Below are 25,763 nucleotides of genomic sequence, written 5' to 3' on the forward strand. Positions count from 1 at the left end.
TGGTGCACGAAGTCGTGCGGGTGGCCGGGGCTAGGGCCGGTGGGTCAGAGTTTGCGGAGGCGGACCCAGCGGACTGCGTGGTCGGCGCCCTTGCGGAGGACCAGGGTGGCTCGGGAGCGGGTGGGGAGGATGTTTTCGCGGAGGTTGGGGCCGTTGATGCCGTCCCAGAGGGATTCGGCCTTGGCGACGGCTTCGGCGCGGCTGAGTTCGCCGTAGCGGACGAAGTAGGACTCCGGGTTGCGGAAGGCCGTTTCCCAGAGCTTCAGGAAGCGATGCACGTACCAGGAGCGGATATCGTCGGCCGCCGCGTCGACGTACACGGAGAAGTCGAAGAAGTCGCTGACCGCCAGGCCGCTCTTGCCGTCGGCGTGCCGGGGGGCGGGGGCGAGCACGTTCAGGCCCTCGAGCAGCAGGATGTCGGGCTGCTCGACGGTGGTACGGACGCCGGGCATCCGGTCGTAGTGCAGGTGCGAGTAGACCGGCGCCTCGACGTTGTCCATGCCGGACTTCACCTCGACGACGAAGCGCAGCAGCGACTTACGGTCGTACGACTCCGGGAAGCCCTTGCGCTGCATCAGGTCGCGGCGCTCCAGCTCGGCGTTCGGCCAGAGGAACCCGTCGGTGGTGACCAGCGCGACGCGGGGGTGCTCGGGCCAGCGGGCGAGCAGTTCGCGCAGCAACCGGGCGGTCGTGGACTTGCCGACGGCGACGGAGCCGCCGATGCCGATCACGAACGGGGTGCGGGTCGCGGCCGGTTTGCCCAGGAACGCCTCGGTGTCGGTGTGCAGCGCCCGGGCGTGCCTCACGTAGAGCGACAGGATCCGGGACAGCGGCAGGTAGACCTCGCGGACCTCGTCGATATCGATCTCGTCACCGAGACCGCGCAGCCGCTCGATCTCCTCGGCCGTCAGCGGCGACTCGGTCGTCTCGGCCAACTGGGCCCAGGCGGCGCGGTCCAGCTCGGTGTACGGGGTCACCTCCCGCGACGGCTGCAGCATGGGGCCCATTCTTCCCACACCTGGCGGGGATACGCTGACCGGCATGTGCGGCAACGAGACTGTGGGTGTGGCAGTTGTCACACCAGGGACCCCATGATCGTCGGCGTGGGCATCGATGTGGTCGATGTCGAGCGGTTCATGAAAACGCTCGAACGGACCCCGATGCTGCGTGATCGCGTCTTCACCGAGGCGGAGGCGAAGAAGCCACCGGCGTCGCTGGCGGCCCGGTTCGCGGCCAAGGAGGCGCTCGCCAAGGCGCTCGGCGCGCCGGCCGGGATGCAGTGGCACGATGCGGAGGTATGGACCGACGACACCGGCCGGCCGTGGCTGGAGATCACCGGTACGGTCGCGGAGCAGGCCGCGCGCCTCGGCGTACAGAGCCTGCATCTGTCGCTGAGCCACGACGCCGGAATCGCGTCGGCGGTCGTCGTCCTGGAGGGCTGAGATGCGCCGCGCGCACACCGTCGAACAGGTCCGCGCCGCCGAGGCCGGCCTGATGGCGAAACTCCCCGACGGCACGCTCATGCAACGCGCCGCGACCGGGCTTGCGGTTGCTATCAGCAACTTCCTAGCCGGGCCAGACGGAAGGAGCAGGACGTACGGCGCCCGCGTGGTGCTGCTCATCGGCTCGGGCGACAACGGCGGAGATGCCTTGTACGCCGGGGAGAAGCTGGCCCGTCGCGGCGCGAAAGTCACTGCGGTGCTGCTGTCGGACAAGTACCACCGGGAGGGGCTGGCCGCGCTGCTCGTGACCGGCGGCCGGGTTGCCGAAGGTGGGAGCGAGGGCGAGGCGTCCGACCCGGATCGGTCAGCCTTGGCCCGGGAGATCGCGGCAGCCGATGTGATTGTCGATGGCATCGTCGGCATCGGGGGCCGCCCCGGTTTGCGACCGGATGCGCTGGCCGCGGTGCGCCTTGCCGAGGAGTACGGCGTGCCGATCGTTGCTGTCGACGTGCCGTCGGGGGTTGACGTGGATACCGGCGAGACGCCGGCTGAGCATGTGAAGGCGGCGCTCACGGTCACCTTCGGTACGCACAAGATCTGTCACCTGATCGACCCGGCCGCCGCGGCCTGCGGCCCCGTCCACCTCATCGACATCGGCCTTGACCTCCCGCCGGCGCCGGTCGAGTCCCTCCAAAGCCACGATGTCCGCGCCCTGTACCCGGTCCCGACCGGCGAGTCCGACAAGTACTCGCGCGGCGTTCTCGGTCTGATGGCTGGGTCGAAGCAGTTTCCGGGCGCCGCCGTCATCGCCGCCTCTGGAGCCTTGGCCGGACCCATCGGCATGCTCCGGTACGTCGGCCCGGACGCCGTCGCCGAGGCAGTTGGTGCCGTCCACCCGGAGGTGGTCGCCGGAGAAGGCCGGGTCCAGGCCTGGGCCATCGGTTCTGGTCTCGGCGATGAGCTCGATACTGCCAAGGTTCGCGAACTCCTCGACGGTGAGGAGCCAGTGCTACTGGATGCCGATGGGCTGAAGGCGCTCGATGACTCGGGCGACCACGTGAACGTCCTGATCACCCCGCACGCCGGCGAACTCGCCCGCTTGCTCGGTGTCGAACGCTCCCAGGTCGAAGCCGAACGCTTGAAGCACGCGCGGCAAGCGGCCGAACGCTTCGACGTGACCGTCCTCCTCAAAGGCTCGACCACGGTGATCGTGGCGCCCGATGGCCAGGTTCGCGCCAACACCAACGCCGGCGCCTGGCTCGCCACCGCGGGCGCCGGCGACGTACTGGCCGGTCTGTCCGGTGCGCTCCTGGCCGCGGGGCTCACCCCACTCGACGCCGCCGCGGTCGGGGCATACCTGCATGCCGCGGCCGCCAACCTCGCTTCTGCGGGTGGGCCGGTCACGGCGATGCAGGTCGCTGCCAAGGTGGCCGAGGCGACCAGGCAACTGATGGTGGACCGGTGATCCGGTGCGTGCCCTTGTGGTCGACGCGGAATCTGAGGCCGTGCTTGGTGATCCACTCCAAGGCACCGTCGTCCAGGCGCCGGACCTTCCAGCCGCCAAGGGTCTTGACCCGGTGGCTGTAGCGCCGTAGCGGGGTGAGATTGGTGATGCTGGTTTGGCCTGGTGGTCCGGTGTCCTTGAAATCGTAGGGCTGGATGTGGTCCAAGTCGGTGCTGTTGGTGGTCTCCGCCGGCCCGTAGGGGAACTGCTCGACCGGGTGGATGAGCTTGACGCGCTCGCGGATCCGGTCGGGGATTTCGTAGGCGTTGACGCTGACCCGGTCGTCGTTGAGATCGATGACCGGCTTGACGATGATCCGGTCGTGGCCGAGGAGTTCTTCAAGCCGGGTGGTGAAGACGGGGCCGTAGCGCTCGACCCGGGTGACGCCTTCGCCGGCGAGCAGGGTCTGGTCGGTGAGGTGGACGTACAGGGTTGTCGTCTGCGCCCGGCCGCGGCCGGTGGCCCCGAGCCCGTGGCGGTCAGCGTTCTGCCGGATCGCGCTCAGCTTCTTGGCGAGTTCACGGCGTGCGGCAGCGTCCATCCCCGGATCAGCCTGATCAGCGGTCTCCGCGGGTTCGGGTGTTGATGGTTCGGGTGGGTTGTCGTAGCGGGGATCGCTGGGGTGCGGCGGGTCCCAGTCGGGTTCGTCGGCGACGGACCAGCCAGCCACGTCCTCCGGTTCTGCGCCAGTGCTTGCTGCCGTCGGCCGGTCGTCCTGCGGCTTCTCACCTGCCGCCGCGTCTGCGCCGGCCTCCACATCCGGTTCCGCTCCCGGCTCCGCGTCCTGTTCCGTGTCCAGGTCCGGCTCGGGGGTGGTGGGGTTGGTGTGGGTTTGGGTGAGGTGGTTGGCGATGGTGAGGAGTTCGTGGGTGAGGGCGGGGTCGGAGATGATGCCGACGGCCATGGCCATGCGCTGGTTGAGGGGGTCGGTGTTGCCCAGTTCGGCGAGGGCGTCGGCGATTTGGCGCAGGGTGGCTTTGAGGCGGATCACGTCGCCGGTGGCGGCGCGGATGGTCAAGGTGGTGGAACCGTGTTCGTCGATCCGCCCGGCCCAGACGCCGCGTTCTTTGGCGTTTTGTGCGGCGGTGGCGCGGGCGCCGTCGGGGTCGGCCTGCTGGATGGCGGCCTTGACGATCTTGTCCAACTGGATCGGGGTAACGGTGTCGACGATGGAGGCGACGCGGCGGTCGACGATCGCGGCGGCCTCGACCGACAGGGCCAGGCAGGCGGTGGCGATGGTGCGGGCTTTCCAGGGTTCGCCGTGACCGGACCGGACCATCGCCAGGATCCGTGGGAGCCGGTGGCGCAGCGCGAGGGCTTGACCGATGAAGACGGCCGCGGATCCGGCGGAGCGGCCGATCGCGGCACCGAACTCGGCGGCTGCGAACTCGGCGAAGCCGGGGCAGCCGGGGCCGCCGCTGACCCAGCCGCGTTCGCCGCCGGGCAGGGACACGTGGCCGGGGATAGTGGCGGGGTCGGGATGAAGGTCGGCGAAGTGCAGCGACAGTTCGATCAGGTCAAGGTCGGCCTCGGTGCGGGTGGCCTGCCTGTCGGTGGCTGCGGCGAGGGTCTCGACCGCGTCCAGCTCAGCAACACCTGACTCGAACATGTCTTCGAATTTACCTGCCTGAATCGCGTAAGGCAAATCGTGTGGTGGCCTATTTCCCCTTATCCACAAGGAGAAAGTCTCACCAGGCGCCAAGCTCCAGAAGCGGATATGCGGCGATCGCGGATGGTGGGTGGTGCTTGAAGAGGAAGGAAGCGGGTAGGACGGAAGTGCCAGTGCCTCCACCGCCCGAGGAGATTGCACATGAAGCGCACTCTTGTCCTGCTCGCGACCGTGCTGCTCGTAGCTGCGGGGTTGCCCGCGACAACAGCGCAAGCCCAGCAAGCGATGCCGGCCACCAGTACGGCGTACGTCGCGGACAAGGCGACCAAGATCGACGTGATGGGGGAGTGGGCCCATCCGGATGACGACACGAGCATCATCGGGCCGTGTGGGGTCTGGCATCAGCGGTACGGGACCAAGTGCGGGATCATCATGGTCACCCGCGGTGAGGGTGGCGGGAACTCCGCCGGCAATGAGCTCGGGCCTGAGCTCGGGTTGCGGCGGGAGAACGAGGATCGGGTCGCGCACTACCGGTCCGGCACGGTCGACATCTTCAACCTCGACCGGGTCGACTTCTTCTACAACCAGAGCGCGCCGCTGACGCAGTACTTCTGGGACGAGCAGGAGACGCTGCGCCGCGTCACCCGGGTGATCCGGACGACGCAGCCCGAGATCTACATCGGGTTCACGCCCACTCTTCAAGCAGGGCACGGCAACCACCAGCAGACGGGCCGGCTGATCTGGGAAGGCGTGCTCGCGGCCGCCGACCCGACCAAGTTCCCCGAGCAGTTGAAGGGGAAGAACGCGTTGAGCACCTGGCAGGTCAAGAAGGTGTTCTCGGGCGGCAGTACTGCGGGCACGGGCGGTACCACCGCGGCCGCCGACTGCACGACCGGCTTCGTACCGACCGGGCTCGACACTGTGGCGGGCGTCTGGACCGGCTACGACTCGCCGTACAAGTGGCCGGCCGGCAACCTCCAGGGCAAGCCGGCGGGGACGGCGAAGAGTTGGCAGCAGGTCGCGGACGAGGGGCGCGCGGCCTACCCGACGCAGAGTCGGGTGATGTACAAGGGCACTTCGGCCCCGGCCTGTCCTCGCTTCGGGATGACGCAATCGTTCGTACCGTTCCAGCCGAACACGAGTCCCGCGGCCGGTCAGGACGACGCGATCCTCTTCGGCGCGACGAAACCCGATCCGGGTGGCCTGCCGAAGGGAACGCTCGAGTACCTGACCTTCTCGCCCTCACTTGGCCAGCAGAGCCTCAATGTCGCAGGCGAATCCTTCCAGGCCACGCTCCACCTCAAAGGCTCGCTGAAGCCTGGCCAGGCCGCGCTGACCGTCCCGCCGGGCTGGACCGTGAGCGCGCCACAGCACGTCGGCAAGCTCAACGGCAGCAAGGAGCTGACCTTCACCGTCACGCCCAGCGCCACCGCAGCGGTCAACCAGAACTTCAAGATCTCCGCGCTCTTCACCAGTGACAACGGCAAGTCCGGCTACACGGACAACGTCATCCGGATCGTCTCGCCGACCGAGGGCCGGTTCCAGCGCTGGGGGAATTGGCAGGAGTACGACGAATGGCTCGCCAGCACCGCGCCACAGGCCACCAGGCTCGGCAGGTCGGCGGCGATCCAGTCGATGGCCGTCGGCAAGACGCTCGCGCTGCCGGTCGTAGTACACAACTGGTCGAGTCAGCCACAGAGTGGGACGGTCGGTCTCACCCTGCCGCCAAACTTCACTGCCGACGCCACATCGAAGCCCTACCCGACAGTGCAGCCGGGCGCCGAGACGGCTGTGACGTTCCAGGTGACCAACACCGACACCGCCTTACCTGCAACGCAGAACGTGTCCATTCCGATCACCACCACTTACAGCGCCCCGGCCGGATCCGGCAGCGAGACGCTGACGCTCTCGCTCGTCCCATCGACGGCCATCGGGAAGGCAGCGAGCACGCCGGTCGTCGACGGCGTCGCAATGCCAGGCGAGTACGACGGGCCGACGCTCGACGTCAGCCGGGTCTGGCAAGGCGCCTGCGCGGACCCGAACGACTGCGGCGAAGGCACCACCGCGAAGGTCACCTGGTCCGACGATGCGCTCTACTTCTTCGTCCACGTCCGCGACGACTACCAGTCCTACGCGGTCACGCCCGAGGAATGCGTCGGGCACTGGCAGGCCGACTCGCTGGAGATCCTGCTCGACCCGCGCGGGACCGCGTCGCAGGTGCTCAAGGACACCGCGAACACCTTCAAACTCGGCATCTTCCCCTTCACCAACGACCCGGCCGGCAACAACGGACCCTGTTGGGAGCGCGACGCCGACAACCATCAGGGGTATTCGTCCGGCCCGCTCAGCATCGGCAACGCCCCCGGCGTACAGGTCGCGACGACGGCGAAATGGGTCGGTAGCAACGAGACGACCACCCCGCACGCGTACGCCGGTGGCGGGTACGACGTGGAGGTGAAGATCCCACTAGCCGCCCTCCCGGCCGCGGTCGACCCGGCCAAGCTCGGGCTCAACATCACGCCGTACGACAATGACGACACGTCGGCAGCCGGTACGACGACGCTGCGGCACATCGACATGAGTACGCGACTCGGGTGGTCGGCGCTCGGGTCGGTCCAATCCGATCCGTACCGCTGGGGTCAGGCCTCGCTCACCGGCTACACCCCACCAGCCGACCGCCCCACGACCCCGGCGCCGCCGAACGTGTCCAACCCCGCGCCGGACTACGGCCTGACACCGTGTGCCGTCACGGATGGCGGCTATCCGCCGTGGTCGCCGGACCTGAGCGGCCACGTCGTGAAGCAGACGAGTCAGCAGCTGGCGCGTGGAGTGAAGCACCTCTCCATCCCGCTCGCGCCGGCGCAACGCGCGAAGCTGGCCGCGGACGGTCGGCTGCTGGTGTCCTTCGAGACGGCGCAGAACCAGGTGCAGGCGTTCGACGTACGGCTCAGCCGGCGGTGAAGTCGAGGCCACTGCCGTCTGCGGCGCGAAGCTGCAGGCGGTCGGCCTCGATGCTGTAGGTCAGCTCACCACTCAGCTTGCTGATCACGCTCTGCTCGAGCTTGGCGGGTTCGTCGAGGCACTCTGCGGTGGTGACGGAGAGCTCTCCGAAGGTCACCTTGTTGCCGGTTCGCGCCACCACCCCCTGGAAGTCGTTGCAGCCGGTCGAACCGGTGACACGCTCGCCGTTGAAGGTCAGATGGGCCTTCCCAGCGTCGATCGGGTGCGACGCGGTCTGACCGCTGACGACCGTCTCCAGCGACCATCGCGTGCTGTCCAGTGGCTTATCGGGTTGCGCGGTCTCGCGGTTCTGGAGCACGAGCTGGGTGTCGCCCTTGCTGACCGTGAGCTTGTCGGCGGCGAGCGCCCAGGTGGGTTCGTCCTGCAGCAGTTTGGCGAGCCAGTCGTCCTGCGCGTGCCGGGGCGGGTCACAGCCCATGTCGGTGGTCGCGAGGTCCTTCACGGCCAGCTTGCCGCCACCGGTCGCCACCTTGCCGCCCATCGAGTTGCAGCCGGCGTTCGCGCTCAGCCGCCCGTCGTCCAGGAACTGCAACTGGATCCGCGTGTTGGGCGCCAGTTGCTTGGCCTTCCCACCCTCGGTCACCGTCACGGACAGAAACGACTGCCCGTCCAGCGAGCCACCCGCGGAAGACTCACTCCCACAGGCACTCATCAACATCACACCGGCCGCGGCAACAACCACCATTCGCATCCTCACAACCTACGGACGCCAGCGCGCGTCCCGGCGTTGCACTACCGCAGATGACCAACCAGTACTTCGGCCGCCCGCGCAACGTCCTCAGCCGTCGTCGTGAGATGAAACGCCATCCGGAGGCGGCCCGCGCGGACAGCGGCGACGATGCCCGCCTGCTCCATCAGCGCCGGGACCTTCTCATCGGCCTCGGCGGACACGATCGCGGACTCGTACGGCGCGAGCCCCACCGCCGATCGGAAGTCGGCCGCGAGCCCGAGGTTGTGGGCGTGGATGGCATCGACGCCGACCTCCCGGAGCAGTTCGAGCGCCGGTGCGGCCGCTACCCAGGAGTGCCAGGCCGGTGAGACGTTGAAGCGGCGCGCGTCCTCGGCCAGGCGCAGGGGTGAACCGTAGATGCTCGTCCAGGGCGACGGCCCGGCGTACCAGTTGGCGTTGATCGGGGTGAGCGTGTCGAGGTACTCGGGCTGCACGGTGAAGAACGCGGTCCCGCGGGGCGCGAGCATCCACTTGTAGCCGCCCGCGACGGTGAACGTGTACTGCGAGGCGTCGATCGGCAGCCACCCGGCGGCCTGGGTGGTGTCGAGCAGTACTCGTACTCCGGTCGCGCGGAGCGCCGCGAGGTCGGCGACCCGGCCGTCCGACGACTGCACCGCGGAGACCGCGACCAATGCCGTTTCCGGCCGGACCTCGTCGGCGAGCTGTTCGAGCGGAACTTCGCGAACCTGGTGGCCGAGGGCAAAGAATGGAAATGTCAGGCTGGTGAATTCACCCTCCGCAACCAATATGTCGCAATCAGTGGGCAACGACGCCGCGATCATTCCGGCGAATACCGACACCTGGCTGCCGACCGCGATCAGTCCAGGCTCGACGCCGACGAGTTCGCCGTACGCCGCGCGCGCCCGGCCGAGCGGTTCGTCGTAGTCGGCCGCCGAGACGGTTCCGGAGCGCCAGGCGATCAGCGCGCTCTGCAAGGCGTTCCAGCTCGCCCGCGGCGGCAGGCCGAAGGTGGCGGTGTTCAGGTAGACGCCCGCCGGATCGAATTCGCGCCGGGCCTGCTCGATGCTCGTCATGCGTCAACCCTCGGCGGCAGCGGGCCCAAGCGGTAGGCCGTCCTGCTGTGGGCGGGTCAAACGGGCGCTTTGGATCGATGAACTCCCGGAGAATTGTTGCCAGCGCTGGTTTCCCTGGCCGCTCCGTAGCACCATGCTCCTCGGTGGAATCACATTCGATCTAGGTGGGGGAAATTCCTGTGGCACATTCCAGAGCGCGCCGGCGCATCGTGGCGGCGGCGTTGCCGCTGGCCGTCATCGCGGCGATGGCGGGGCTTCCCGGCACCGCGAACGCACTGTCGACCGACGTTGTCATCTCCGGTGTGTACGGCGGTGGCGGCAACAGCGGGGCGGTCTTCAAGAACGACTACATCGAGCTCGCGAACCTGAGCGACAACCCGGTCAGCGTCGCGGGCTGGAGCGTTCAGTACGCGTCCGCCGCAGGTGTCGTCTTCCAGACGACCGCGCTGAGCGGCAGCATCCCGGCGCACGGCAAGTACCTGGTCCAGCAGGCCCAGGGCGCCGGTGGCACCGTCGCGCTGCCGACCCCGGATGCGACCGGCACGATCCCGATGTCGGGTACTTCCGGCGTCGTCGCGCTGTCGACCAGCACGGTCCCGCTGGCCGGCTGCGGGACCGCCTGCTCGACCGCGCCGAATGTGAAGGACCTGATCGGCTACGGCGCGACCGCGAACGTCGAGACGCTCGCGGCACCCGGGCTCAGCAACACCACGGCCGACGCGCGCTCCGGCGCGATGATCGACACCGACAACAACGCGGCCGACTTCAGCTCCGGCGTACCGAAGGCGACGAACACCGCCGGTACCACCGTGAGCGCCGGCGACGACCCGGGCGACCCCGGCGACCCGACGCCCGGCCCGATCCGCATCCACGACATCCAGGGCGCCGGCCGGATCTCCCCGATCGTCGGGCAGAACGTCACGAACGTCCCGGGCATCGTCACGGCGGTCCGGGTCACGGGCAGCGCGCGCGGGTACTGGATCCAGGACCCGACCGTCGACGCCGACCCGCTGACCAGTGAAGGCGTCTTCGTCTTCACGGGTACCACCACCCCGGCGGTCGCGATCGGCGATTCCGTCGTGGCCTCCGGCCGGATCACCGAGTTCCGGCCGGCCACCGGGTCGCAGTCGCTCACCGAGATCGGCGGCACGGTCAAGACGATCAAGGTCAGCGGCGGCAACGCGCTGCCCACTCCGGTACCGGTCGCCTTCCCCGACGCGTACACGAAGACCGGCAGCCTGGAGGCCCAGCCGCTGGAGCCGAACAGCTACGTGCTGGACTGGCTCGAGGTGCACGAGGGCATGCGGGTCACCGTGGCCCAGGACACCCGCCTGGTCAGCCCGGTCAACACCGAGTTCGCCGAGCTCTGGGTGACGCTCAAGCCGAACCAGAACCCGACCCCGCGCGGCGGCACCGTCTACAAGTCGTATGACGACCAGAACAGCGGCCGGCTGATGATCCTGGCGCTGAACGGCGCCCCGGCCGCGAACGTCGGCTCGACGCTGGCTGCCGGTACCGCCGGCGTGGTCGACTACCAGTCGTTCGGCGGCTACGTGGTGCTGGCGACCCAGCTCGGCACGATCACCGAGGGCGGTCTGAAGAAGCAGAAGGTGCTCCCGCCGAAGAAGGCCGGTGACCTGTCCGTCGCCACCTACAACGTCGAGAACCTGGCCTTCACCAACCCGGCCTCCAAGTTCGCGAAGCTGGCCCAGGCCGTCGTCACCAACCTCGGCTCGCCGGACATCCTCGCGCTGGAGGAGATCCAGGACAACAACGGCGCCACCAACGACGGCACCGTCGTGGCCGACCAGACCATCGCGAAGTTCGTCGCGGCGATCCAGGCCGCTGGCGGACCGGCGTACGACTCGCGCTCGATCAACCCGAACAACGGCACCGACGGTGGCGAGCCGGGCGGCAACATCCGCCAGGTGTTCCTGTTCAACCCGGCCCGGACGACGTTCGTCGATCGTCCCGGTGGCGACGCCAACACGGCCGTCTCCGTGGTCCGCGCCCGGCCGACCAGCAACCAGGTCTCGCTGTCGGTCTCCCCGGGCCGGATCGACCCGGGCAGCGACGCCTGGGGTTCGAGCCGCAAGCCGCTCGTCGGCGAGTTCCTCTTCGACGGCAACAAGCAGCTGTTCGTGGTCGCCAACCACTTCAACTCCAAGGGTGGCGACTACCCGCTGAGCGCGGCCGTCCAGCCGCCGGTGCGGACGAGCGAGGTGCAGCGGCAGAAGCAGGCCACCGAGGTGAACGAGTTCATCCAGGACCTCAGCGTCAAGTCCGCCGGCCGCGCCCGCGCCATCGTGCTGGGCGACCTGAACGACTACCAGTTCAGCCCGTCCATCCAGACGCTGACCGGCAACGGCACGGTGCTGAAGACGCTGATCGACACGCTGCCCGCCGACCAGCGGTACAGCTACGTCTTCGACGGCAACTCGCAGGTGCTCGACCACATCGCCATCAGCCCCGCGATCAAGGGCTACTCGTACGGCATCGTGCACATCAACGCGGAGTTCTCCGACCAGGCCAGCGACCATGATCCGCAGATCGTCCGCATCCTGACCGGCTGTGACACCGATCCGCTGCCGACCCGCTGCCTGCCGGGCAGCCCGGTGGTAGACCAGTAGGGATGACCACCGACCTCGACCCCAGACGGCTGCTGATCTTTCGTGAGGTAGCCCGTCTGGGGTCGTTGTCCGCCGCGGCGACCGCGCTCGGCTGGACCCAGCCCGCCGTCGGGCAGCACATGCAACGACTCGAGCGAGACGTCGGCATCCCGCTGATGCTTCGCTCGGTCCGCGGCATCACCCTCACCGAAGCCGGTACCGCGCTACTGGCACACGCCGACGCCCTGTCCGCCCGCCTGACAGTCGCCGAAGCAGAACTCCAGGCCTTCGCCTCGATGGAACTCGGCACGCTGTCCCTGGCAGCCTTCCCCTCCGGCGCAGCCACCCTGGTACCGCCTGCGCTGGCGAAACTGCAGTCCCGCGCGCCTGCGCTCGAAGTACGGCTGACCGAAGCCGAACCACCCGAAGCCCGCGCGCTGGTAGCGGCCGGGGACGCAGACCTGGCCCTGGTCTTCGAGCACGCTCCCCGATCGGGTGCCCCCCGCCCCCGCCCTGCTACCCAGCAGCGGGGAGCTGTGGAAGAAGGCGATCTGCTCTTGCTGCCGTTGCTTGAGGATCCCTTGCTGGCAGTGCTGCCCGCCGGTCACCGGCTGGCGGGCCGGGCGCGGCCGATCGCCCTCGGTGATCTCGCCGGGGAGCGATGGGTTGCGGGGTGTCCGCGCTGTGAGGAGAACTTGCTTGTCACGACGGAGGCCGCTGGGTTTGTGCCGGATGTGCGGCATCGGACTGATGACTACGTGGTGGCTCAGCGGTTGGTGGCTGAAGGGCTTGCTGTGACGTTGCTCCCTGGGCTTGCGTTGCTTGCGGCGCCGGGGAAGGGCGTGGCTGTGCAGGCTGTGCGGACCTCGCCGAAGCGGCAGGTGTTCGTGTTGTTGCGGGCGGAGATGATGCAGAGCGCGGCGGTCGTCGCGACCGCCGAGGCGCTGCGTACGGTGGCCGATCGGACCGCCAAGCGACTGGTCTCCTTGTCGTAGGGTCGGGGCGTGACCGGACCTGGATTGGTGATCTTCGACAACGACGGTGTGCTGGTGGATTCGGAGCGGCTGGCGAACGGCATCCTGGCCGAGCTGCTGACCGAGGCGGGATTGCCCTACACCTTGGAGGAGGCCGTCCGGGACTACATGGGCGGCAGCATGGTCTCGATGCGGCAGAAGGCCGAGGCCAAGCTCGGGTCACCGTTGCCCGCGGATCTCGAGGACCGGTACCACGAACGGCTTTTCGCCGGGTTCGCCCACCTGCAACCGGTTCCCGGCGTCCGGGAGGTGCTGGATCGGCTCGACGCGGAGGGCATCACCTACTGCCTGGCCTCGTCGGGCACGCACCGGCGGATCCACACCGCGTTGACCACGGTCGGTTTCTGGGACCGGTTCGAGGGCCGGATCTTCAGCTCGGAGGACGTCGAGCACGGCAAACCGGCGCCCGACCTGTTCCTGCACGCGGCGAGCACACTGGGCGTGAAGCCGGCCGACTGCGTGGTCGTCGAGGACAGCCCGCTCGGCGTCGCGGCCGCCAACGCGGCCGGGATGAGGGTCTTCGGCTTCGCCGCCATGACCGACCCCGCCAAACTGGCCACCGCGACCGAGGTTTTCCACAACATGACGGCCCTGCCCGAGATCATCTTCCAGGCCTGAGACACTGGAGGGGCTATGTCAGAGCCTCAAGCCCCCTCCAATGTTCGCGCCGAAGCGGTCGTAGACCTCGGCGCGATCCGCCACAACGTGGCCACGCTGCGTGCGCGCGTGGGTACCGCGCAGCTGATGACCGTCGTCAAGGCCGATGCGTACGGGCACGGGATGATCCCGGTCGCCCGGGCCGCGCGGGAGGCCGGCGCGGACTGGATCGGCGCCGCCGTGCTCGACGAGGCGCTCGCGCTGCGCGAGTCCGGTGACACCGGACCGATCTTCTGCTGGCTGACCACGCCGGGGGAGCCGCTCGAGCGGGCCATTGCCGCGGGCATCGACCTGTCCGCGTCCGCGCCCTGGGAGATCGCCGAGCTCGCCGCCGGCGTCGAGGACCGGCCGGCCCGGGTGCACCTGAAGATCGACACCGGTATGAGCCGCGGCGGCGCAGTACCGGAGGAGTGGCCGGCCCTGATCCGGGCCGCGCTCGCCGAGGTCAAGGCCGGGCGGATCGAGATCGCCGGCATCTGGTCGCACCTGGCGTCGTCGGACGAGCCGAAGAACCCGGTCAACGAGGCTCAGCTGGCGACCTTCACGATGGCCGTCGAGGTGGCCGAGGGCTTCGGGATCGACCCGGGCCTGCGCCATCTGGCGAACTCGGGTGCCACGCTCGCGCTGCCGGAGACTCATTTCGACCTGGTGCGGCCGGGCATCGCGACGTACGGGCTGTCTCCGTTCGGGCACGCGCTGCCCGCCGATGAGCTGGGACTGCGGCCGGCGATGACGCTGCGGGCCCGGTTCGCGATGGTGAAGCGGGTGCCGGCCGGCGCCGGCGTCTCGTACGGGCTGACCTGGACCGCGCCGCGGCCGTCGACGCTCGGACTGGTCCCGGTCGGGTACGGCGACGGGCTGCCGCGGCACGCTTCGAACAATGCGCCCGTGCAGGTCGCGGGGCGGCGACGTAGCATCGTCGGCCGGATCTGCATGGATCAGTGCGTGGTCAATCTCGAGGACGACCAGGTGGCGGCCGGCGACGAAGTCGTACTTTTCGGGCCGGGTACCGACGGGGAGCCGACCGCGGACGACTGGGCGGACGCGGCAGGAACCATCAACTACGAGATCGTCACCCGGCTGGGCTCCCGCATCCCCCGCCGGTACGTCGACAGCGGGAGGTGACCGGGATGGCGAATGTAGGACGCACCGCCGGTCTGATCGGCGCCGCGGTCGGTGTGCTCGCCGCGGGTGCCGCCGCCGGCGTGGCCGTCGAGCGGCAGGTGATCGGGCGCCGGTCGGGCCAGCGTGCGCAGCTCGAGGCCGAGCCGTTCGGGTCGCTGCGTGGCAAGCCTTATGTCTTCACCGCCGATGACGGCGTCGAGCTGTACGTCGAGGTCGACGAGCTCAAGCGTTCGCGCCGGGTGGAGCCGCCGAAGCGCCGGCTGGGCCGCAAGGTGGTGAGGCCGCCGGAGGACCTGACGCTGATCTTCCTGCACGGCTACGGGCTGAACATGGACTGCTGGCACTTCGAGCGCCGCGACCTGGCCGGGATCGGCAAGATGGTCTTCTACGACCAGCGTTCGCACGGGCGGTCCGGGCGGTCGCCGAAGGAGAACGTCAGCATCGACCAGCTCGGGCGCGACCTGTCCGGGATCCTGGAGGAGTTCGCGCCGACCGGGCCGGTCATCTTGATCGGGCACTCGATGGGCGGGATGTCGATCATGGCGCTGGCCGGTGAGCGTCCCGAGCTGTTCGGCGACCGGGTGATCGGGGTCGGGCTGTGCTCGACCAGCGCGGGCGGGCTGGACAACGTCCCGATCCTCTTCCCGGGGCCGGTCGGCAGGCTGGCCCGGGCGCTGGCGACACCGACGGTCGCGGCGCTGGCCCGGATCCCGGACGTGGTCGAGCGGAGCCGGAAGGCGGGGACGGACATCAGCTACCTGCTGACCCGGAAGTACTCGTTCGGTTCGGAGGTACCGCCGGCCTACACCGAGTTCGTCAACGAGATGATCGCCGCGACGCCGATCTCGGTGATCGCGGAGTTCTACCCGATCTTCGCGCTGCACGACAAGTACGACTCGCTGGAGCCGTTGCAGAAGGTCGAGTGCGTGGTGATCGGCGGCGACAACGACCATCTGACGCCGTTCGAGCACTCGGAGGAGATCGTCCGGCACGTGCCGGGAGCGGAGCTGGTCGAGGTACCGAACTGCGGTCATCTCGGCCTGGTCGAGCACCATCGTGAGTTCACCGCGGCCCTGCTCGGGATGATCGAGCGGGCCGAACTAGCCCTGGGACAGACATGACCGATCTGCACGTGGTGGACGCGACCGCGGAGCACGTGGACGAGATCGTCGCGGTGATCCACCACGCCTTCGCCGCCCGCCGCACCCTCGACCCGCCCTCCACCGCCTTGTCCGAGAACGCGACGACGGTGGGCGAGGCGGTCGCGACGTACGGCGGTTTGCTGGTGCGCATCGACGGCGAACCGGCCGGGGCGATGCTGTACGAGGTCTCTGGTGACGTCCTCGGGCTGCGGCGGGTGTCGGTGGATCCACGCTTCCAGGGGCGTGGAGTGGCGTCGGCGCTGGTCGGGTGCGCGGAGGATGCGGCGCGGGCGCGTGGGTTGCGGCGGGTGCGGCTGATCGCCCGGGTCGAGTTGCCTGACACGGTGGAGTTCTGGCGGCGGCGTGGGTATTCGGTGGTCGCGCGCGAAGAGCAGAACTTGATCTACGCGAAGGCGATGCCGATCACGCTGACCGTTCCGACCGCCGACGACATGCGTGCGGCGGCCGAAGAGCTGGCCGGCCAGTTGCGCGCGGGCGACGTACTGGTCCTGTCCGGCGACCTGGGTGCAGGCAAAACCACCTTTACCCAAGGCCTGGGCGCCGGCCTCAAGGTCCGCGGCGACATCACCTCCCCAACCTTCGTGATCTCCCGCGTACATCCTTCTTTGTCTGGCGGCCCTGCCCTCGTCCACGTAGACGCCTACCGCCTGGGCGGATTCGCCGAACTCGACGACCTCGACCTGGACGCCAGCCTCGACGAAGCAGTAACAGTCGTCGAATGGGGCCAAGGCCTCGCCGAGGCCCTCGCCCCCGACCGCCTAGACATAGTCGTCACCCGAGGCGACAACGACACCGACGAAACCCGCTCCCTCCGCATCACCCCCGCCGGCCCCCGCTGGGCCGAAACCGGAGTCCATCTCTCTGTCCTGGAGAAGGGCTGATCAATGCTGCTTGCTTTTGATACTTCGAGTGCTGCTGTGACTGTTGCCTTGGCCGACCCGGTGACGGGTGCGACTGTCGCTTCCTCTTCCACTGTTGACGCTTTGCGGCATGGGGAGTTGTTGGCTCCTGCGATTGTCGAGGCGTTGGCTGTTGCTGGGTGTTCGCCTCGGGAGTTGACGAAGATTGCTGTGGGGGTTGGGCCGGGGCCGTTCACCGGGTTGCGGGTTGGGCTGGTGACTGCGCGGACCATGGGTGAGGTGCTGGGGATCGAGGTTGCCGGGGTTTGCAGCCTGGATGTTTTGGCGCGGCAGTCGTCGTTGCAGTTGCCGGTGGCTGTGGCTACCGATGCTCGGCGCAAGGAGATCTACTGGGCCTTGTACGACGGGCCTGCGGCTGACGGGAGTCGGCGGCGGCTCGAAGGGCCTGCGGTGGACAAGCCGGCTGCGGTCGCGCATGTGCTCGCCGGGTTACCGGTGATCGGGCGAGGGGCTGTCTTGTACGGCGAGGTGCTCGGACTCGAGACGAGCGACGTGATCGAGTACCCGGCGGCCGAAGTACTGGCTCTCGGAGTGGCGACCGGGACGTTGCCGGTCGTCGCGCCGGATCCGCTCTACTTGCGCCGCCCCGACGTCACGATGTCCGCCGGACCCAAGAGCGTGCTGCCGAAGTGAGACCTGCTGTCCGCCCGGCCGTCGCGACTGACCTGGACGCTCTCGTGGCGCTGGATCAGGTCTGCTTCGGCGACTCCGCGTGGAGTGCTGAGTCGTGGGGTGAGGAGTTCGCCCGGCTTGCCGACGATCGCGTGGTGCTCGTGGCGGACGAAGGGGTTGCGGTCGGGTACGTCGTACTGCTGGTTCCGCCCGATAGCGAGGACCCGGTTGATTTGCTGCGGATCGCGGTCAGCCCGGCGGAGCGGCGTACCGGGATCGGTGGGCAGTTGATGACGGCGGCGTTGCGGCACTGCGCGGGCCGTACCGTCTTGCTGGAAGTTGCTGCGGGCAACGAGTCGGCCGGAGCGTTGTACAGCGGCTTCGGCTTCGAGGAGATCAGCCGGCGGCGCGGGTACTACGCCGGTGGCGAGGATGCGGTGATCATGCGCCGGCAGGAGGAGAAGGTTGATGAGTGAGAACGAGCCCCTGATCCTCGGGATCGAGACGTCGTGCGACGAGACCGGGGTCGGCATCGTCCGCGGGCAGACGCTGCTCGCCGACGCGATCGCCTCCAGCGTGGCGGAGCATGCGCGGTTCGGCGGCGTCGTACCGGAGGTCGCCAGTCGCGCGCACCTCGAGGCGATGGTGCCGACGATCCGCCGCGCCTGCGAGACCGCGGGGATCAAGCCGACCGACGTCGACGCGATCGCCGTGACCAGCGGCCCCGGCCTGGCCGGCGCGCTGCTCGTCGGCGTCGCGGCCGCGAAGGGTCTCGCACTCTCGCTCGAGAAACCGTTGTACGGCGTGAACCACCTCGCCGCGCACGTCGCCGTCGACACCCTCGAACACGGTGACATCCCCAAGGGCGCGATCGCGATGCTCGTCTCCGGCGGCCACTCGTCGCTGCTCGCCGTCGAGGACATCACCGTCGGCGTCGAGCCGATGGGTGCGACCATCGACGACGCGGCCGGCGAGGCCTTCGACAAGGTCGCGCGGGTGCTCGGACTGCCGTTCCCCGGAGGTCCATATATCGACAAGGCGGCACAGGACGGTGGGGACGCCCTGTATGTGAAGTTTCCGCGCGGGTTGACCGGCCGGCGGGATCTGGAGCAGCATCGCTTCGACTTCTCCTTCTCGGGGCTCAAGACCGCCGTTGCCCGGTGGGTCGAGGCGAAGCGGCGCGACGGTGAGGATGTCCCGATCAACCACGTCGCCGCGGCCTTCCAGGAGGCCGTCTGCGATGTGCTGACGCGCAAGGCGATCGACGCCTGCAAGGACCGCGGGTACGAGCACCTGCTGATCGGCGGCGGCGTCGCGGCGAACTCGCGCCTGCGGGCGATGGCCGAGGAGCGGTGCACGGCGGCCGGGATCGCGGTACGGGTGCCGCGGCCGGGGTTGTGCACGGACAACGGCGCGATGGTGGCGGCGCTCGGTTCGGAGCTCGTCCGGGCCGGCAAGGCGCCGTCGCCGTTGGGGTTGCCGGCCGATTCGTCGATGCCGATCACGACGGTGCTGAACTCATGAGGTGGCAGCACGACGGCGGGTTCGTGGCAGATGACGAGGCGGCGCGAGTCGATGTCGAGGTGGTGCACGGGTTCATCAATACGTCGTACTGGGCGTCCGGGCTGCCGCGTGAGGTGATGGTGAAGGCGATCGCCGGGTCGTTGAACATGGGCGTGTACGACGCTGCCGGCGCGCAGGTGGCATATGCGCGGGCGGTGACGGATCGGGCGACGTTCGCGTGGATCGCGGATGTGTTCGTGCTGGAGTCGCATCGGGGGCACGGGCTCGGCAGGTTCGTCGTGTCGACACTGCTGGACCACCCGGAGCTGCAGGGCCTGCGGCGGATGATGCTGGCGACGGCGGACGCGCACGGGCTCTACCGGTCCTACGGCTTCAACGACCTCCCGGACCCGAGCCGCCTGCTGGTCATCCAGCGCGACATCGCAACGCTCTACGCCCCGAACAGCGCCACACCTGCTGCCACGGCTACATCCGCTGTGCCCGGTAGTCGCTCGTGAGTTCGGGGGTGTCCTCGGTAGTTCCCCGGATCGACTTACTGGTGGCGCCGCGCGACGCGAGTGAGCTGGTGTTGCTTGCCCATGGCGGCCAAGAGGAATCGCTCGCCCCCGCAGGCGCCTGGCGGGCCGCGATCCTTCGCATGTGGCCGTTCGTGCCGGCCGCCCGCGCTGGTGCTCCAGCGGCGGCAGTCGGCCTGATGCGCTATCGGTACCGCGGCTGGAATGCCGCTGCAGATCCCGTGACAGACCTGCACACAGTTCTCGACCGCCTGCCCCCACGGATCACCCGCGTACTCCTGATCGGCCACTCAATGGGCGGCCGCGCCATCGTTGCCGCTGGCAACCACCCGCTGGTTGATGGCGCACTGGCTCTAGCGCCTTGGCTGCCGGACGGCGAACCGCTGACACAGTTGCGCGGCCCGGTGGTGTTCGCGCATGGCACGGCCGACCAGGTCACCAACCCGGCCCAGACGGCCGCATACGCCAAACGCTTGCGCGCTTCCGGCGTACCGGTCGCTCTGCTGTCGGTCGCCGGCGACGACCACACGATGCTCCGCCGCAGCCCCGACTGGAACGCCCTGGTACGCGACTTCACGGCCGGTACGACGTACGACCTGAGCCTCGACTCCGACGAGACCGAGCAACTGCCCCGGTCGACGCGCCCCGGCACTACCCTGCGCGGCGTACTCGACATCGCCAGGGCCCGACTCAGGTACCGCATCCTGCGCCACGGCTTTTAACGCTTCGCCCGCCGGCGACTCCTATCTGTCGAGGGCTGTCAGCGGGGCGGTCCGGAGGTGGACGGGAGGAGCCGATGAGTCTCCTGATCGCGGGTGTCGTCGCGGGGTTGATCAATCTGCTCGCGTTGTGGGTACGCGAGCGGCATCGGCAGCGGAGGATCCTTCAGATCGTGCCGCGGTTGCCGAGGTGATCCTCAGGAACGGCATGGGGAGGGTGCAGAGGCTGCTGATGAGCAGGATGCGGGTGGGCCGGTTCGATCCGCCGGGCGGTGGTCCCGCCTGACCTGCCGCGTCCTGCGCTGTGGACCGTGACCCCGCTAATCTGCGGGCAGGGTGGCCGCGGGGTGCGGTCTTGGGTAGGGGAGGCGTCATGCGGTTCAAGGTGTTGCTGGCCGGGGTGGGGCTTGTTGCGGGTGGACTGGTGGTTGGGGTGGAGCCTGCGCAAGCCGGTTCGGACTCGGCGGTTGGTCGGTCCGCGGTGACGTGTTCGCTCAAGATGCCGGCCAAGTTGGTCATGCGCGACCCGGAGACGTTCGTCCAGGTCGGGTGGAACAGCGGCTGCCCCACGGGCGTGTGGTTCCAGGCGACCTTCCAGACCGAGAGCCCCCACGCCGGGCCGCTCATCCAGGGGTGCCGGGAGACAGGTTGCCCGATTCACGTGCGTTTCACAGAGGTCGGGGTCACGACGAAGTGGCAGCCGCAGGGTCCGGTCCGCGATCAGCACGGCCGGAAGGTCGCTGAGCTGCTACCCGCGCAGTCGGTGACCAAGTACGCGTCGACCGCGGCGCTGTCGGGCACGCGGAAGGGTACGAGGACGACGCTGGTGGCGACGGCCGCCTACTACAGCGCGAAGAGCAACCGGTTCGTCCGCTCGCACAACCGTCTGCTGCTGCAGTACCAGGATCTGGGCACCTCGACCTGGAAGAACCTGACCTACGTCACGCCCGGTACCAGCGGCCAGGCGACCTACACCCTCATCACCAACCGGAGCCGGCGTTACCGCGTCTTCGTCCCGTCGACGAACTCGGTCTGGTACGCCTACAGCGCCCCCATCACCCGCTGACAGCTCCCCTGCTGACAGCTCGCCCGCTGACAGGGAAGCGCAGCGGGGTAGACAGAAAGCTGTGGACCAAGGTGCGCCGCTAGGTCCCCAGTAGCGGCCAGCGGTAGGCCGGTTCTGGGGATCAGCCTGCCCGGCCGAGGTGAACATCCTCCTTCGTCCGCATGACGCTGAGTTGACGACTGACGACTACGGGTTTAGTGGCGGGCTCCTGTCCGGGGTAGCGGCAACGGACGCAGCACCTCGTCCGTCGGCGAGCCGGTCAGGAGCCCGCTCGTGTGATCGATCATATGTTCGAATCTAGCGCGAGCGCAAGTCAGGAATTGCCGGGCGTGGTGACTCGCCGGCAGGAGTAAGCGACCGCGTCCCGGCCGATCCGGGTGACGATCAGCGTGGCGCTCGCCGAGCCCTTGGGGGCCAGCTTCTTGCGTAGTACGGCGGGGTCGAAGTCCACTCCGCGCTTCTTGATCTCCAGCGTCCCGATGCCCTGCGCCCGCACCCAGGACCGCAGCGCTTTCTCCTTGTAGGGAAGCTCTTCGACCACCTCGTACGTCGAAGCCAGCGGCGTCGCCACCAGCGCATCCGAGCTCACATACGCGATCCGTAGATCCAGGAGCCACCCGTTGACTGCCTCGGCGACCGCTGTGACCAGCCCGGCCCTGACGACCGCTCCGTCCGGCTCGTAGATGTACTGCCCGACAGGAGCGCTCTCGGCCTCGGGTGCTGACGTCACCGTCGCGCCACCGGGCAGGAGGGTCGCGCGGCGCGTAGTACCGGCGTAGAGCTTGCCGGACCAGAGTGCTGCCTCTTTGACCTCACCTGCGTCGCTGACCCACTCCGCCTCGACGTCATCCGGCACGGCCTCGTGCGGGATGCCCGGCGCCACCTTCACGCACGCAGTGCCCGTCAGCAGTTCGGTGATGAAGGACCAGGGCGGCGAGTAGGCGTTGTGGTCGAACACCCGCTTCCCGTCCGCTCGCCGCGCCGGATCAGCAAAGACCACCTCGTACTGCGAAACGTCCTGCGCCTCAGCGTCACCCACCAGGACCTTCCCGGGCAGTCCTAGCGCCGCAAGGTTGGCCTGGGCTACAGCGGCAGTCGCTGGATCCCGCTCGACTCCGGTGACTCGCAGGCCGGCCCGTGCTGCGCTGATCAGGTCGCCGCCGATCCCGCAGCCGAGGTCGACCACGGTGGCGCCGGGGAGAGCCCCGGCGATCCGTGCGGCCCGGTGCACCCCGACAGTGGTCCGAGTCGCCTGCTCCAGCCCGTCAGGCGTGAAGTACATCCGCACCGCGTCGTCTGCGCCGAACTTGGCCACCGCCCGGTGCCGCAGCGAAGCCTGCGTGACCGCAGCGGTGACCACGGCAGCGTCGTACCGGCGTCTGAGCTTCTCGACCAGACGTAGCTCGCCGCCTGGGGTGAAACCGGCGCAGGCCTCGGCCAAGACGATGGCCCCGGCCGGCGCCAGCAACAGCGAGATCGAGTCAGGTGTCACCCGGCACAGTCTGCCCCGCCGGTCAGAGGGGACTGGAGCAGGCCTTGCTCCAGCTGTTGGTCTTGCTGTAGTACAGCCGCCAGTTCATCGCCGAACGCGTCTTGGGGCCGTAGATGCCGTCAGCGGCCAGCTTGTGGCGCCTCTGGACCGCCTTGATCACTCCGAGGGTGTTGCTGCCGTAGACGCCGTCCACAGTGAGCTTGTAGCCGTAGCAGTAGTTCAGGTTGCGCTGGAGGGTCCGGATGGCGGTGTCCGGGTCGCCTCTGCGAGACGTGGTCCGGTACGGGTCGTCGCCGTACATGAGGTTGCAGGTGGTGCTCGTGCTGTTCCACACCGACGGCAGTGGGATGCCCCAGCCGGTCTTGCCGATGGGGACCAGCCGGGCGTACAGGCACTGCGGTGTCGCGGCCGCAGCCTGTGCAGCCGTCCGCAGGCTCTCAGCGCTCGCGTCCTTGACCTGTACTGCGGGCGCGGCGCCGCCTGGGGCCGCGTTGCCGGGGCGGGCGGAGGAAGAGTGGTGCGCGCCGTTGGCCGCGAGGCCGGCGACGGCGAACGGGCTGATCACGAGGACCGCGATCACCACCGCCTTGCGGGGAGTCAGCTTCGGCAACGACGGGAGCTGGAGCGCCATGGTTCTCTCCTCGAGCAGTCGATCCCCGGGGCGGCCGGGAAGCCTACAAAGACGACGGTCCCACGACCAAGTGGGGTTCGCACAGGCCTCGGTGGCGGAAAGCGTCCAGGCGGACACGTCCCGTGTCAGCGTTCGCCGGTGGCGAGAATCTGGCACTCGAGTTGACCGAGTGCTAATCGCGGCCTAGATTCGGTGTTGGCACTCTCCACTCGAGGGTGCCAGCGGCCCGGCCTCTGATCCCCGCGACGGCAGAGGTGAACGGCCGCTTGCAGCACCCTGAGAGCACACCAAAGAACTCGACCGTGGAGGTCAGCAAGTGTCGGTCACGATCAAGCCGCTCGAGGACCGTATCCTCGTTGCGCCGCTCGAAGCCGAGCAGACCACGAAGTCCGGCCTGGTGATCCCGGACACCGCCAAGGAGAAGCCGCAGGAGGGCGAGGTCCTCGCTGTGGGCCCCGGCCGTATCGACGACAACGGCAACCGCGTCCCGCTGGACGTAGCCGTCGGCGACAAGGTCATCTACTCCAAGTACGGCGGCACCGAGGTCAAGTACGACGACCAGGACTACCTGATCCTGGGCGCCCGCGACATCCTCGCAATCGTCACCAAGTGACGATCGCTCGCAGTCTCTGATTGATACCGCTCCGGTGCCGGCTTCCGGTGCCGGGGCGGAATCGGTTCAGGGACCGCGAGCCTCATTGTTGAAACTCAGAGAGGGACTTGTTTTTTATGCCGAAGATCCTCGAGTTCGACGAGAACGCGCGGCGCGCGCTGGAGCGTGGCGTCGACAAGCTCGCGAACACGGTCAAGGTGACGCTGGGGCCCAAGGGTCGCTACGTCGTGCTGGACAAGAAGTGGGGCGCCCCGACCATCACCAACGACGGTGTCACCGTCGCCCGTGAGGTCGAGCTGGACGACCCGTTCGAGAACCTCGGCGCGCAGCTGGCCAAGGAGGTTGCCACCAAGACCAACGACGTCGCCGGTGACGGTACGACCACCGCGACCGTCCTGGCGCAGGCGCTGGTGCACGAGGGCCTGCGGGCCGTCGCCGCCGGGGTCAACCCGATGGGCCTGAAGAAGGGCATCGAGGCCGCCGTCGAGGCTGTCTCGAAGAAGCTGATGGAGACCGCTCGCCCGGTCGACGACAAGGGCGACATGGCCCACGTCGCCACCATCTCCGCGCGTGACGCCGAGATCGGTTCGCTGATCGCGGAGGCGTTCGACAAGGTCGGCAAGGACGGCGTCATCACCGTCGAGGAGTCGAACACCTTCGGCACCGAGCTCGACTTCACCGAGGGCATGCAGTTCGACAAGGGCTACATCTCGCCGTACTTCATCACCGACGCCGAGGGTGGCGAAGCGGTGCTGGACGACCCGTACATCCTGATCAACCAGGGCAAGATCTCCGCTGTCGCGGACCTGCTGCCGCTGCTGGAGAAGGTCGTACAGTCGGGCAAGACGCTGCTCATCATCGCCGAGGACGTCGACGGCGAGGCGTTGTCGACCCTGGTCGTGAACAAGATCCGCGGCAACTTCACCTCCGTCGCCGTCAAGGCGCCGGGCTTCGGTGACCGCCGCAAGGCGATGCTCGAGGACCTGGCTGCCCTCACCGGCGCCCAGGTGATCGCTCCCGAGGTCGGCCTCAAGCTGGACCAGGTCGGTCTCGAGGTGCTCGGCACCGCCCGCCGGATCGTCGTCACCAAGGACAACACCACCGTTGTCGAGGGTGCCGGCAAGTCCGACGAGATCGAGTCCCGGGTCAACCAGATCAAGGCCGAGATCGAGCGCACCGACTCCGACTGGGACCGCGAGAAGCTGCAGGAGCGGTTGGCCAAGCTGGCCGGCGGCGTCTGCGTCATCAAGGTCGGCGCGGCCACTGAGGTCGAGCTGAAGGAGAAGAAGCACCGGATCGAGGACGCGGTCTCCGCGACCCGTGCGGCGATCGAAGAGGGCATCGTCGCCGGTGGCGGCTCCGCTCTCGTCCACGCCGCCGCGGTGCTGGACAACGGCCTGGACCTGGAGGGCGACGAGCTCGCCGGCGTCCGGATCGTCCGCAAGGCGGTCGTCGAGCCGCTGCGCTGGATCGCCGAGAACGGTGGCTACGAGGGTTACGTCGTGACCGCCAAGGTTGCGGAGCTCGAGGTCGGCAGCGGCTTCAACGCCGCCACCGGTGAGTACGGCGACCTGCTGGCCCAGGGCGTCCTGGACCCGGTCAAGGTGACGCGTTCCGCGCTCGCCAACGCCGGCTCCATCGCCGCGCTGCTCCTCACCACGGAGACGCTGATCGTCGACAAGCCCGAAGAAGAAGAGCCCGCAGCAGGTGGCCACGGCCACGGCCACGGTCACTGATTCTTCG

23 protein-coding genes are annotated in these 25,763 nt (G+C 68.7%); 17 read left to right on the forward strand and 6 right to left on the reverse strand.

Annotation, left to right across the window (positions count from 1 at the left end; all coding sequences use genetic code 11):
- Positions 1 to 44 precede the first annotated feature (44 nt).
- Complete coding sequence (gene coaA, locus G3I17_RS20980; RefSeq protein WP_203590534.1) at positions 45 to 1,007, reverse strand: type I pantothenate kinase; 963 nt, start codon at positions 1,005 to 1,007, stop codon at positions 45 to 47.
- Between the two features lie 84 nt (positions 1,008 to 1,091).
- Here coaA and G3I17_RS20985 point away from each other — a divergent pair, with 84 nt between their 5' ends.
- Entirely contained in the window at positions 1,092 to 1,442 is a 351-nt protein-coding gene (locus G3I17_RS20985; protein ID WP_164598854.1) for a holo-ACP synthase, read from the forward strand.
- A gap of 1 nt (position 1,443) precedes the next feature.
- Positions 1,444 to 2,907, forward strand: coding sequence for an NAD(P)H-hydrate dehydratase (locus G3I17_RS20990; protein WP_164598856.1), 1,464 nt, complete (start codon positions 1,444 to 1,446; stop codon positions 2,905 to 2,907).
- On the opposite strand, the gene G3I17_RS20995 is transcribed toward G3I17_RS20990, so the two are convergent.
- Entirely contained in the window at positions 2,843 to 4,555 is a 1,713-nt protein-coding gene (locus G3I17_RS20995; protein ID WP_164598858.1) for a DUF222 domain-containing protein, read from the reverse strand. The genes G3I17_RS20990 and G3I17_RS20995 overlap by 65 nt on opposite strands.
- Positions 4,556 to 4,756: 201 nt before the next feature.
- Between G3I17_RS20995 and G3I17_RS21000 the strand changes: the two genes are divergently transcribed.
- Positions 4,757 to 7,516 (forward strand): sugar-binding protein, encoded by a 2,760-nt coding sequence (locus G3I17_RS21000; protein WP_164598860.1) that lies wholly within the window; start codon positions 4,757 to 4,759, stop codon positions 7,514 to 7,516.
- Here G3I17_RS21000 and G3I17_RS21005 read toward each other — a convergent pair.
- Positions 7,503 to 8,267, reverse strand: a complete 765-nt coding sequence (locus G3I17_RS21005; RefSeq protein ID WP_203590535.1) for an META domain-containing protein — start codon at positions 8,265 to 8,267, stop codon at positions 7,503 to 7,505. The two genes, G3I17_RS21000 and G3I17_RS21005, sit on opposite strands and share 14 nt — an antisense overlap.
- Before the next feature lie 41 nt (positions 8,268 to 8,308).
- Positions 8,309 to 9,340 carry an aminotransferase class V-fold PLP-dependent enzyme gene (locus tag G3I17_RS21010; protein WP_164598862.1) on the reverse strand — a complete coding sequence of 344 codons (1,032 nt, stop codon included), beginning with the start codon at positions 9,338 to 9,340 and terminating at the stop codon, positions 8,309 to 8,311.
- A 179-nt stretch (positions 9,341 to 9,519) separates the two neighbouring features.
- On the opposite strand from G3I17_RS21010, the gene G3I17_RS21015 reads away from it, so the two are divergent.
- The 12 genes from G3I17_RS21015 to G3I17_RS21070 all read left to right on the forward strand — a co-directional run bounded on the left by G3I17_RS21015 (position 9,520) and on the right by G3I17_RS21070 (position 21,284).
- Positions 9,520 to 11,970: a lamin tail domain-containing protein gene (locus tag G3I17_RS21015; protein ID WP_164598864.1), complete on the forward strand. Its 2,451-nt coding sequence runs from the start codon at positions 9,520 to 9,522 to the stop codon at positions 11,968 to 11,970.
- Between the two features lie 2 nt (positions 11,971 to 11,972).
- The gene (locus G3I17_RS21020; RefSeq protein WP_164598866.1) at positions 11,973 to 12,944 is read left to right on the forward strand and encodes a LysR family transcriptional regulator; all 972 of its coding nucleotides are present in this window, start codon (positions 11,973 to 11,975) and stop codon (positions 12,942 to 12,944) included.
- A gap of 9 nt (positions 12,945 to 12,953) precedes the next feature.
- Entirely contained in the window at positions 12,954 to 13,601 is a 648-nt protein-coding gene (locus G3I17_RS21025) for an HAD family phosphatase (protein WP_343238366.1), read from the forward strand.
- A gap of 15 nt (positions 13,602 to 13,616) precedes the next feature.
- Positions 13,617 to 14,765 carry an alanine racemase gene (gene alr / locus G3I17_RS21030; protein ID WP_164598868.1) on the forward strand — a complete coding sequence of 383 codons (1,149 nt, stop codon included), beginning with the start codon at positions 13,617 to 13,619 and terminating at the stop codon, positions 14,763 to 14,765.
- A 5-nt stretch (positions 14,766 to 14,770) separates the two neighbouring features.
- Positions 14,771 to 15,886 carry an alpha/beta hydrolase gene (locus G3I17_RS21035; RefSeq protein ID WP_164598871.1) on the forward strand — a complete coding sequence of 372 codons (1,116 nt, stop codon included), beginning with the start codon at positions 14,771 to 14,773 and terminating at the stop codon, positions 15,884 to 15,886.
- Positions 15,883 to 16,809, forward strand: a complete 927-nt coding sequence (gene tsaE / locus G3I17_RS42155; protein WP_164598882.1) for a tRNA (adenosine(37)-N6)-threonylcarbamoyltransferase complex ATPase subunit type 1 TsaE — start codon at positions 15,883 to 15,885, stop codon at positions 16,807 to 16,809. Before G3I17_RS21035 ends, tsaE begins: the two co-directional genes overlap by 4 nt.
- Positions 16,810 to 16,812: 3 nt before the next feature.
- Positions 16,813 to 17,481 (forward strand): tRNA (adenosine(37)-N6)-threonylcarbamoyltransferase complex dimerization subunit type 1 TsaB, encoded by a 669-nt coding sequence (gene tsaB / locus G3I17_RS21045; RefSeq protein ID WP_164598884.1) that lies wholly within the window; start codon positions 16,813 to 16,815, stop codon positions 17,479 to 17,481.
- A complete protein-coding gene (locus tag G3I17_RS21050; RefSeq protein ID WP_164598886.1) occupies positions 17,478 to 17,936 on the forward strand; it encodes a GNAT family N-acetyltransferase in 459 nt (152 codons plus the stop codon). Before tsaB ends, G3I17_RS21050 begins: the two co-directional genes overlap by 4 nt.
- Positions 17,929 to 18,984, forward strand: a complete 1,056-nt coding sequence (gene tsaD / locus G3I17_RS21055; RefSeq protein WP_164598888.1) for a tRNA (adenosine(37)-N6)-threonylcarbamoyltransferase complex transferase subunit TsaD — start codon at positions 17,929 to 17,931, stop codon at positions 18,982 to 18,984. The genes G3I17_RS21050 and tsaD overlap by 8 nt, the downstream gene beginning before the upstream one ends.
- Positions 18,981 to 19,481 (forward strand): GNAT family N-acetyltransferase, encoded by a 501-nt coding sequence (locus tag G3I17_RS21060; protein WP_164598891.1) that lies wholly within the window; start codon positions 18,981 to 18,983, stop codon positions 19,479 to 19,481. Before tsaD ends, G3I17_RS21060 begins: the two co-directional genes overlap by 4 nt.
- Before the next feature lie 8 nt (positions 19,482 to 19,489).
- Entirely contained in the window at positions 19,490 to 20,221 is a 732-nt protein-coding gene (locus G3I17_RS21065; protein WP_164598893.1) for an alpha/beta fold hydrolase, read from the forward strand.
- Between the two features lie 370 nt (positions 20,222 to 20,591).
- Positions 20,592 to 21,284, forward strand: coding sequence for a hypothetical protein (locus G3I17_RS21070; protein ID WP_164598895.1), 693 nt, complete (start codon positions 20,592 to 20,594; stop codon positions 21,282 to 21,284).
- A 313-nt stretch (positions 21,285 to 21,597) separates the two neighbouring features.
- On the opposite strand, the gene G3I17_RS21075 is transcribed toward G3I17_RS21070, so the two are convergent.
- Both G3I17_RS21075 and G3I17_RS21080 read right to left on the reverse strand, forming a co-directional pair.
- Complete coding sequence (locus G3I17_RS21075; RefSeq protein ID WP_164598897.1) at positions 21,598 to 22,776, reverse strand: class I SAM-dependent methyltransferase; 1,179 nt, start codon at positions 22,774 to 22,776, stop codon at positions 21,598 to 21,600.
- A gap of 22 nt (positions 22,777 to 22,798) precedes the next feature.
- Positions 22,799 to 23,407, reverse strand: a complete 609-nt coding sequence (locus tag G3I17_RS21080; RefSeq protein ID WP_164598899.1) for a peptidoglycan-binding domain-containing protein — start codon at positions 23,405 to 23,407, stop codon at positions 22,799 to 22,801.
- Positions 23,408 to 23,723: 316 nt separating this feature from the next.
- Between G3I17_RS21080 and groES the strand changes: the two genes are divergently transcribed.
- Together groES and groL are read left to right on the forward strand one after the other, a co-directional pair.
- Positions 23,724 to 24,020, forward strand: coding sequence for a co-chaperone GroES (gene groES, locus G3I17_RS21085; protein WP_164598901.1), 297 nt, complete (start codon positions 23,724 to 23,726; stop codon positions 24,018 to 24,020).
- Positions 24,021 to 24,136: 116 nt separating this feature from the next.
- Complete coding sequence (gene groL, locus G3I17_RS21090; RefSeq protein ID WP_164598903.1) at positions 24,137 to 25,756, forward strand: chaperonin GroEL; 1,620 nt, start codon at positions 24,137 to 24,139, stop codon at positions 25,754 to 25,756.
- Positions 25,757 to 25,763: the final 7 nt, after the last annotated feature.

This window comes from Streptomyces sp. SID13031, from assembly GCF_010548305.1.
GTDB lineage: Bacteria > Actinomycetota > Actinomycetes > Propionibacteriales > Kribbellaceae > Kribbella.